Here is a 742-nt window from a genome sequence, read left to right as displayed (position 1 = left end):
GTTGGACGGCATGGGCGTTCTGACCGTTGCCGATACTTTTGCGCTTGAGCGGCTCTGCGATATTTACGCCGACATATTGCAACTGCGCAACACGATCGCCGACGAGGGCCGAACGTATACAGTTCAAACGGAGGGGGGCTTTTTGATTAAGGCTAACCCTGCTGTTGCCATGCTGGCAGATGCCGATCGCCGCTTCAAAAGTTATTTGGTGGAGTTTGGTCTGACGCCTGCCGCCAGGTCAAAGGTGAAAGTAAATGGTGGAGAGAAAGAAGAAGACCCGCTCGCCGAATTCTTCGGCACCTGATCCAGTCACGCAATATGCGCTGGACGTTACCGAAGGGCGAATTATTGCCGGGCCTGATATCCGAAACGCCTGCAAACGTCACCTTAATGATTTAGCCGAAGGTGAAAGCCGGGGGCTGTATTGGGATGTTGATGCTGTTGCCCGTGTGGTTGACTTCTTTGCCAAGGTGCTGAAGTTGAACGGCGGCGAACATGAGGGTGCGCCTTTCGTCCTTCTTGGGTGGCAGGCATTTGTTGTTGGCTCACTGTTTGGCTGGAAAAAAGCAAACGGCACGCGTCGATTCAGAACGGCATATATCGAATCTGGTAAAGGCTCCGGCAAGTCGCCATTATCCGCAGGGATTGGCCTCTACTGTCTGGTTGCAGACAAAGAGCCGCGCGCTGAAGTCTATGCAGCCGCCACGAAAAAAGACCAGGCGATGATCTTGTTTCGTGATGC

2 protein-coding genes are annotated in these 742 nt (G+C 53.5%); both read left to right on the top strand.

The features are described 5' to 3' along the window. Positions 1 to 304: phage terminase small subunit P27 family (locus ADK28_RS06870; protein ID WP_048795259.1), on the top strand; the 304-nt coding region annotated here is incomplete at its 5' end. Then, positions 255 to 742, top strand: a 488-nt coding sequence (locus ADK28_RS29860) for a terminase large subunit domain-containing protein (RefSeq protein WP_239686221.1), incomplete at its 3' end; no start/stop codon positions are given. The genes ADK28_RS06870 and ADK28_RS29860, both read left to right, overlap by 50 nt.

It is taken from the genome of Serratia sp. 506_PEND, from assembly GCF_001076875.1.
GTDB lineage: Bacteria > Pseudomonadota > Gammaproteobacteria > Enterobacterales > Enterobacteriaceae > Serratia > Serratia marcescens.
Note: the sequence above shows the minus strand (reverse complement) of the source record. Positions and strands in the feature narration are given on the sequence as shown.